This is a genomic window from Alteromonas sp. 14N.309.X.WAT.G.H12, assembly GCF_036697315.1.
Lineage (GTDB): Bacteria > Pseudomonadota > Gammaproteobacteria > Enterobacterales > Alteromonadaceae > Alteromonas.
Window position 1 is genome coordinate 1 of record NZ_JBAHZB010000133.1, and the last position, 7,964, is coordinate 7,964.

The 7,964-nt window shown below is 45.2% G+C and carries 9 protein-coding genes; 6 read left to right on the plus strand and 3 right to left on the minus strand.

What is annotated here, in order from left to right:
- Together V5298_RS18615 and V5298_RS18620 are read left to right on the plus strand one after the other, a co-directional pair.
- Positions 1–382, plus strand: a 382-nt coding sequence (locus V5298_RS18615) for a hypothetical protein (RefSeq protein WP_332932931.1), incomplete at its 5' end; no start/stop codon positions are given.
- An 11-nt stretch (positions 383–393) separates the two neighbouring features.
- Complete coding sequence (locus tag V5298_RS18620) at positions 394–1,836, plus strand: PepSY-associated TM helix domain-containing protein (protein ID WP_332932932.1); 1,443 nt, start codon at positions 394–396, stop codon at positions 1,834–1,836.
- A 41-nt stretch (positions 1,837–1,877) separates the two neighbouring features.
- Here the strand turns inward: V5298_RS18620 and V5298_RS18625 are convergent, their stop codons facing one another.
- Positions 1,878–4,070, minus strand: a complete 2,193-nt coding sequence (locus V5298_RS18625) for a YgiQ family radical SAM protein (protein WP_332932933.1) — start codon at positions 4,068–4,070, stop codon at positions 1,878–1,880.
- Between the two features lie 143 nt (positions 4,071–4,213).
- Positions 4,214–4,666: a hypothetical protein gene (locus V5298_RS18630; RefSeq protein ID WP_332932934.1), complete on the minus strand. Its 453-nt coding sequence runs from the start codon at positions 4,664–4,666 to the stop codon at positions 4,214–4,216.
- A 145-nt stretch (positions 4,667–4,811) separates the two neighbouring features.
- On the opposite strand from V5298_RS18630, the gene V5298_RS18635 reads away from it, so the two are divergent.
- Positions 4,812–5,276, plus strand: a complete 465-nt coding sequence (locus V5298_RS18635; RefSeq protein ID WP_332932935.1) for an EVE domain-containing protein — start codon at positions 4,812–4,814, stop codon at positions 5,274–5,276.
- 80 nt (positions 5,277–5,356) lie between these two features.
- Entirely contained in the window at positions 5,357–5,680 is a 324-nt protein-coding gene (locus V5298_RS18640) for an MliC family protein (RefSeq protein WP_332932936.1), read from the plus strand.
- A 133-nt stretch (positions 5,681–5,813) separates the two neighbouring features.
- Here V5298_RS18640 and V5298_RS18645 read toward each other — a convergent pair whose 3' ends face one another.
- Complete coding sequence (locus V5298_RS18645) at positions 5,814–6,698, minus strand: LysR family transcriptional regulator (RefSeq protein WP_332932937.1); 885 nt, start codon at positions 6,696–6,698, stop codon at positions 5,814–5,816.
- A gap of 111 nt (positions 6,699–6,809) precedes the next feature.
- Between V5298_RS18645 and V5298_RS18650 the strand changes: the two genes are divergently transcribed.
- Both V5298_RS18650 and V5298_RS18655 read left to right on the plus strand, forming a co-directional pair.
- On the plus strand, positions 6,810–7,547 hold the full coding sequence (locus tag V5298_RS18650) for an SDR family oxidoreductase (RefSeq protein ID WP_332932938.1): 738 nt from the start codon (positions 6,810–6,812) through the stop codon (positions 7,545–7,547).
- Between the two features lie 84 nt (positions 7,548–7,631).
- Positions 7,632–7,901: a hypothetical protein gene (locus V5298_RS18655; protein ID WP_332932939.1), complete on the plus strand. Its 270-nt coding sequence runs from the start codon at positions 7,632–7,634 to the stop codon at positions 7,899–7,901.
- The last annotated feature ends 63 nt before the right edge of the window (positions 7,902–7,964 follow it).

A 7,964-nucleotide genomic window follows, 5' to 3' on the forward strand; every position in this document is an offset into this window, starting at 1 on the left:
AGTTTACGCTACCTGTTTGCCTGGGATAGTTGTGTGGTTATTTATTTTAAACAATCAGGTATTGCTACGTTCAGCGACTCAGACGCCGCAACCTAGAGCTATTCCCATCACGACTCGCCGTGTGGCTTATCATCTTGGCAATTATGTTGTCAGTTTACTGCTGTTAATGGTCACTAGTGTATTGCTAAGTTTAACGGTAAGTCTTCGGTTACCTTTTGCCATTCAAGAGCAATTAGCGACCTGCATTATTCTTATTCCATTGGTATGGGGCGGGCTGCTGTATCATTATTTTGCCGTTAAAAGTAAACCTAAAGCCCTTGTGTTAAATCTTTCTGTCATTGGGCTAAGTGCACTTTGCCTTGTTCTGTTACCGGCATTTTAGGAAGTGATAGCGTGAAAAAAGAGACAAAACAAAATGCTTTAAATGCCCATACATGGATGGGGGTGTTCCTGAGTGTAGGGTTATACCTTGTGTGCCTGTCTGGCACCTTGGCGGTGTTCTATCAAGAGTTTGAGCGTTGGGAACAGCCTGAAATTACCGAAATGGAAACGGTCTCTTCTGTTGCTGTTGAGCGGGCAATGAGCCAGTTTATGTCTGCCCATCCTGAAGAAACCGACCATTACTATGTTGTGTTTCCCACATCGGGAATTCCCCGCCTCGTGGTGGAAAATGATCACATTGCCTATTTTGCTGACAAGGATGGCAATTTGATCACCCAAGAAAATGTCCTGTTTACAAAAATGCTGGTGGACTTACACCTCTATTTGAACCTACCGGCCAGTTGGGGAATGATTTTGGTGAGTATCTTAGGGGCAATCATTTGCGGGTTGGTGATCACCGGGATTGTTGCCCACAAACGTATCACTAAAGATGCATTTAAATTACGGCGCAAGGGCAGCGGGCAGCAGTATCAAACCGATTTGCATAACCGTTTTGGTTTATGGGCCACGCCCTTTCATTTGATTATTGGTGTAACCGGCGCCTATTTTGGGATGGCTGGCGTACTTTTAACGGTGGTGGCGCAACTGTATTATGATGGGGATCGCGATGCGGTTAGCGCACAGATTTTTACTCCAGATCCGGTACTTGAGCAGGCCATTGCATTGCCCAATGTGGAAAAGGCGGTGGCGCAGATGGAAACACTGGCACCGGATAGCCAACCATTATTTTTAACTGTTCACGAAGCCAATACGTCGGATCAATTTATCGAGATATTTGCCAAGGTTCCTGGCAAGTTAATTTATTCAGAAAACTATCGCTTTGACACCCAAGGTAACTACTTAGGTACCGCAGGCTATGCCGATGGAAGTTGGGGTAAACAAGCTGTGTATGCCATGTACAGGCTGCATTTTGGGGATTTTGCCGGTGTACCGAGTAAAACCTTGTATTTTGTGTTGGGTATGATGCTAACCGCTTTATGTATTTCGGGTATGGAAATCTGGCTGGCGAAAAAAGCGAACCCACCTATGGCGTGTCGTTTATGGGCCGCGATGGTGTGGGGCAGTATCGGTGCCCTTGCGTTAACCGCTGTTGTGGATATGTTAACTAGCTTACCCTTGGTTGGGGTGTTTTGGGTATTACTGTTAGCCTGTATTGTGAGTGCTGTGACATTACCGGCAATGATTAAACCGCGCTGGCAACAGTTTTCAGGACTATGTGTATTTACGCTGGTTGTGGTTTATACCCTTTATCACGGTAAAGGGAGCCTCAATCTTGCCGCGTTGCAGCTTAATGTGCCGCTTATGGTTTATGGGCTCTGGGCAATGTGGCGGGGACAAACGCTGGTAAAACGTCATTTTTATCATGGCATTCAGGTTAAGGCAGAAGGGGTATAAGTTACCCCTTTTTGCAATTTAGCCCATTTGTTGGTGGTGGATTAGCGAGGTTGCTTGCCCAGTTGTTGTTGACCATTTCGGCCTTTTTTTGCCTTGCGCTCTTTAAAGCCTTTAGGTGGCAGGCCAGTATGTTTGGTTAACGCCCGTTCGCCCCGTCTACCTTTTTGCACTTTTTGTCGTTTTTCGTTGGCCGATTCTGGTGGCACTAAGTGTTGAGGGCCGCGGCCAATCAAATCTTCACGTCCCATTTTGACCAGCGCTTCACGTATCTGGGCGAAATTTTTAGGATCATGGTAGCGCAACATGGCTTTATGTAAACGACGGTGAATTTCCCCTTTGGCAGAGGGCACATGTTCACTGGCTTTCGTTACCTTACGCAAGGAATTGACCTCGGTATGGTACATGGTGGTGGCCGTCGCCATGGGTGAAGGATAAAAATTCTGCACCTGATCCAGTTTAAAACGGTTTTCTTTTAGCCAGATCGCTAAACTCAGCATATCTTCGTCAGTAGTACCGGGATGAGATGCAATAAAATAAGGAATGAGATACTGCTTCTTTCCTGCTTCTTGGGAATATTTGTCGAAGAGTTCTTTAAACTGGTAATAGCTGCCCATGCCCGGCTTCATCATTTTACTTAATGGGCCGTCTTCAGTGTGCTCGGGGGCAATTTTTAAATAGCCACCGGTGTGATGCAATGCCAGCTCTTTGACGTATTCCGGATCTTCCACGGCTAAATCATAGCGAACTCCAGAGGCAATCAGGACTTTCTTGATACCGGGAAGGTTACGGGCACGACGATATAAATCGATAGTGGGCTTGTGATCCGTGTCCATATGGGCACAAATACTGGGATACACACAGGACGGGCGACGACAGGTAGCTTCAGCCTTGGGGCTTTTGCAACGTAAACGATACATATTCGCGGTGGGGCCGCCAAGATCGGAAATGACGCCGGTAAATCCTGGCACGGTGTCTCGTATTTGTTCTATTTCACGAATGATGGAGTCTTCAGAGCGGCTTTGAATAATACGGCCTTCATGCTCGGTAATGGAACAGAAGGTACAGCCGCCGTAACACCCACGCATAATGTTAATGGAAAAGCGGATCATCTCGTATGCTGGGATTTTTGCGTCGCCATAGACAGGGTGGGGAACCCGTTGATAGGGTAAATCAAACACCGCATCCATTTCTTCTGTTTCCAACGGCATAGCCGGTGGATTGATCCAAATGTGTCTGTCTCCATGACGTTGCAGCAGCGCCCGCGCACAACCCGGGTTTGTTTCCTGATGTAAAATTCGGGACGTATGGGCATACAGGGTTTTGTTATCCCGCACTACTTCATAAGCGGGCAGCTTTACATACACCTTTTCCCACGGTTTTCTGCGTTCAGCCGGCTGTATAACTATGGGTTGAGCTTGAGGAGCCGCATCAGTGGTCGCGTTCTCGGCTTCTTTGTCGCAATCGGGGATCTCCTGATAAGGCGAGGGGATAGCATCAATCTTACCGGGGCGATCTAACGACGTTGAGTCCACACCTTGCCATTCTGGCAACGGGGTTTTTACAATAATGGCGGTACCCCGTACATCGCGAATATCGCCAATGGCTTCGCCGGCAGCCATGCGATGGGTCACTTCAACCAAGGGACGTTCGGCATTACCAAAAAACAACATGTCCGCTTTACTGTCAAACAGCACCGAACGGCGTACTTTTTCAGACCAGTAATCATAATGGGCAATGCGGCGTAAACTGGCTTCTATACCGCCAATGATCACAGGGACACCTTTAAAGGCTTCCCGGCAGCGCTGAGAATAGACAGTAACCGCACGATCCGGACGTTTGCCGCCTATGTTGTCGGGGGTGTAGGCGTCATCATGGCGAAGCTTCTTATCTGCCGTGTAGCGGTTGATCATGGAATCCATGTTGCCGGCGGTAACACCAAAATACAGGTTAGGGCGACCCAGTTTCATGAAGTCGTCTTTGCTGGTCCAGTCTGGCTGCGAAATAATACCAACCCGAAAGCCATGAGCTTCAAGCACGCGGCCGACAACTGCCATCCCAAAACTCGGGTGATCCACATAGGCATCGCCGGTAACAAGGATAACATCACAGCTGTCCCAACCCAGTTCGTCCATCTCGGCTTTGGACATCGGCAAAAACGGCGCCGCACCATAGCAATGCGCCCAGTATTTAGGATAGGAAAAAAGGCCGCGATCTGCCTTGATGGTAGCTTGCATGAAATTCAACCGACAACAAAATAAAGTGGCGATTATACCAGTATCGGTCAAGGACAAGATAGTTAAATACAGAAAAAGCGTGCTTTAAAAGGCACGCTTTTGCCGGTTGTCTGCGTAATCTTGCCAGTGATACTGGCAAAAATTTAAGCAGAGGTACTGATCCCAACGCTGGAAGAGAGTCTATCAAGCAAACTCCCTGAGGCAGAACCAAGCTGTTCTGTTGCAGAATAAGCCTGAGTTTGACTGTTTCCCTGAGGTGGCGGTGGCATATTCGCTTGCTGGCCACTTTTAGAAACGTGTTGGTCATGCTTTTGCTGGAAAAAGTTGGTTAAATTAATACCGTTTTCAGCGGCAAAAGACTGCATAGACGAAGGTGCCGTAGCGGCAAGAGCTTCGGCATCAAATTCACCGGAAGATTCCATATCCATGATGCTGTCCATAAAGGCTTTTACTTCTTCATCATCACCTGAATCAGCCATGTAATCTGATAGTTCATCCGCATGTTTAGGCGGTGGTGGGGGCGGTTGTGATTGTGCATTGGCCACCCCATTCATTGCATTGGTTTGCATAAAACCATTAACTTGTGAAATTTCCATAATTAACTCCCGTTTTTGCCCTATTGGCATTAGTTATAGAGCAACCTGCGTTCCTCTGCGTGTCAACAAAGTGTAAAGGCGTGTCATTGCCGTGTCAGTAAATCAGGTTGTGATACCATTACAGACATAACGAGGAGGATATAAAATGGGCTATTGGTTATTTAAATCAGAACCCAATACCTTTGGTATTGATGATTTGGCGAGTCGGCCAAACCAAACTGAACCCTGGGATGGGGTGAGAAATTATCAAGCGCGAAACTTTTTGCGGGATAAGGTTAAACTGAATGACAAGGTGTTTATCTATCATTCCAGTTGTAAGCTGGTGGGGATCGCCGGTGTTGCTACTGTCACCCAAGAAGCCTATGCCGATCCCACCCAATTTAATCCTGATAGTCATTATTATGATCCAAAGTCTAGTGTGGAGAACCCGCGGTGGTTTTGTGTAGACGTGACATTTGCTGAAAAATGCCCCCACATTTTGCCCCTATCGGTGATCAAGACCTTGCCTGGCATTACGACCTTGCCCTTGGTAAAAAAAGGCAATCGCTTGTCCATTATGCCGGTGGAAAATACAGAGTGGGATGTGTTGTATCAGGCCGCTATGTCATAGGGTTAACGCGGTGCCTGTGAAGACAACGGCCATTGCTCGTCAGAGGCGAGTGCTGTGATACGGTTTATTTAGGAAAGGCTATGAAATACGTTTTGATTTTAGGGGCGGCATTAGCGCTACTTAACGGGTGTAATGGCGAAAAGGAGGTACCGTCAAAACCAAATGAAGAGGCAGTCATTCAGGTGGATTTTGCCTGTAGTGCCGATGTGACGTTTCATGTACAGTTTTATCAGCAACAACCCCTTGCGGTTTTAACCTGGAACAATGCTGATATTCGCTTAACCGAGCAACCCAGTGGATCTGGATTTATCTATTCCAATGATACTATTACCTTGCGGGGCAAAGGCAATGAGGCAACGTTAACCTTTGCCGATATGCCCCCATTTCATTGCCGCGCCAAATAAGGTTAATAGGGTTCCAACCGGTGCGCCTGATCAGTTAATCTGGTATTTCTGATTCGTGTGGATATAAGGTATGGTTTGATGGTCAGCACTGGTTGAGATTGGGGGCATTATAGCTATTGAAATAGAGACCGAACTATAGTTTGAATGCTGTTTCTACCCAATCAATAAATACTTTTACGCGTGAAGCATATTTCCTATTTCGCGGATAAAGCAGCGATACTGGAGTTGGTGATGGCGGAGTATCTTCCAGCAAAGGAATTAACAATCCATCGCGGATATCTTTTTGAACATGATATTTGGGAACTTGAATAATTCCTAAGCCACAACGAGCTGACATGACCATAGTTTCCGCTGAGTTGACGATAAGTGATGTGTCGATTTCAAGTGTTTCAATTGCACCTTCAATACAGAACTCTAATGGCATTGGCTTACTGCTTCCAGTTGCGCGAAAGCCAACCATTTTATGATTCTTTAGTTCTTTATAATTTGCAGGAAAGCCAAATTTTTTTAGGTAACTTGGTGAAGCAACCGTGACTTCCTGCAAGGTAGCAATATGTTTTGCTATGAGCTCGTCGGAGTGGAATTTCCCTACCCGAAGCACACAATCTATCCCTTCTCTGATCACGTCCGATATTCTATCCCCTTCGCTCAAAAACAGTTCTATATCTGGGTAAGCTCCAAGAAATTGAGGTAGCTTATCGACAAGAAAATGTCGAGCCAAGGTTCCGTGAACATCAACTCGTAATGCCCCTTTAGGGTTCACACCTGATAAAAAACTTTCCGCATCTTCTACATCTTGAATAATAGATAGACATCTTTTGTAGAAAGCTTCTCCATCAATAGTTGGAGTTACCTGACGGGTTGTTCGTTCTAGTAAAACGACACCTACCTTAGCTTCTAGCTTTTTAATTACATCAGAAACAGTAGAGCTAGGGAGGTTTAAATCCTCAGCCGCAGCGGCAAAGCTTCGTCTCTCGAACACTCTATTAAAAACTTTCATTGCGTCTATTCTGTCCATGATTATTCCTTTTTTTTCGGATACTGATATTGAATATTAGTTAATTATCCGAATGGTATGAAGTGATAGTTTTATATCTCTTTAAAGTCTATCCACAAGAAAGGGTTCTATATGTCTAACTTAACCAAAATAGCTTTAGTTACAGGTGCATCAAGAGGGATTGGTGCCGAAGTTGCCAAACGTCTTGCTAAAGACGGTTTCGCAGTGGTCATTAATTACGCGGGCAATAAGCAGGCTGCTGAAAATGTAGTTAATGAAATTAAATTGTCGGGCGGGACGGCACAAGCGTTTCAAGCTAACGTATCCGATGCCTCCGCAGTTACTAATCTCTTTGATTTTATTGAATCCTCAATGGGAAGTGTGAACGTATTGGTTAATAATGCTGGCATCATGGAGCTCAAGGCTATCGCGGATAGTAATGAGCAGCATGTTGATCAATTAATTGACGTTAATTTAAAGGGGACGATTAATACACTTCGAGAAGCATCTAATAGACTAAAGTTTGGCGGCAAAATCATTAATTTTTCCACCTCAGTAGTCGGGCTCAAGCTAGAAAATTACGGCGTTTATGCCGCAACGAAAGCTGCTGTTGAAACGTTGACTGGGATCTTAGCTAAAGAAATGAGAGGCAAACAAATCACAGTTAATGCTATTGCTCCGGGGCCAACCGCGACAGAGCTATTTTTAAAAGGTAAGTCTGACGAATTAATTGCGCGTATGGCAAATATGAACCCATTAGAAAGACTAGGAACACCTGCTGATATAGCTTCTGTGGTTTCCTTTTTGGCCAGTGCCGATAGCCACTGGGTCAATGGGCAGATATTGCGAGCAAATGGTGGTGTTGTATAGCAAGGGAAGATATTTATGATACTTATTTTAGGTATAGGCGCTGGTGAAAATGTTCATCTCTAATAGTCCGTAAATGTGCACTCAATGGTCTCATCAGCTGAAAGGCTTGATAAAGCATTCACAATTGTAGATAAAATAGATATTGAAATGTCTGAATCAATAGAAATTAACGCGAATCTAATTGGGTTGAATATCCGCACAAAGCGTTATGAAATCGAATCTTTGGACACTGATGAGTCCTTTTCCGGGAGAGTGTCAGATGAGGCCATACCGAAAATTCAAAATGCCACTATCAATAATAGATATAAGGTAAATATCAAAAAAGTGGTAGAAACTAAAGGAGACTGTAACTAATTTTGTGTAACTGCCTATCTCAATTTACTCTATAGAGAGTTAAGGATAGGCAGATGAACATGA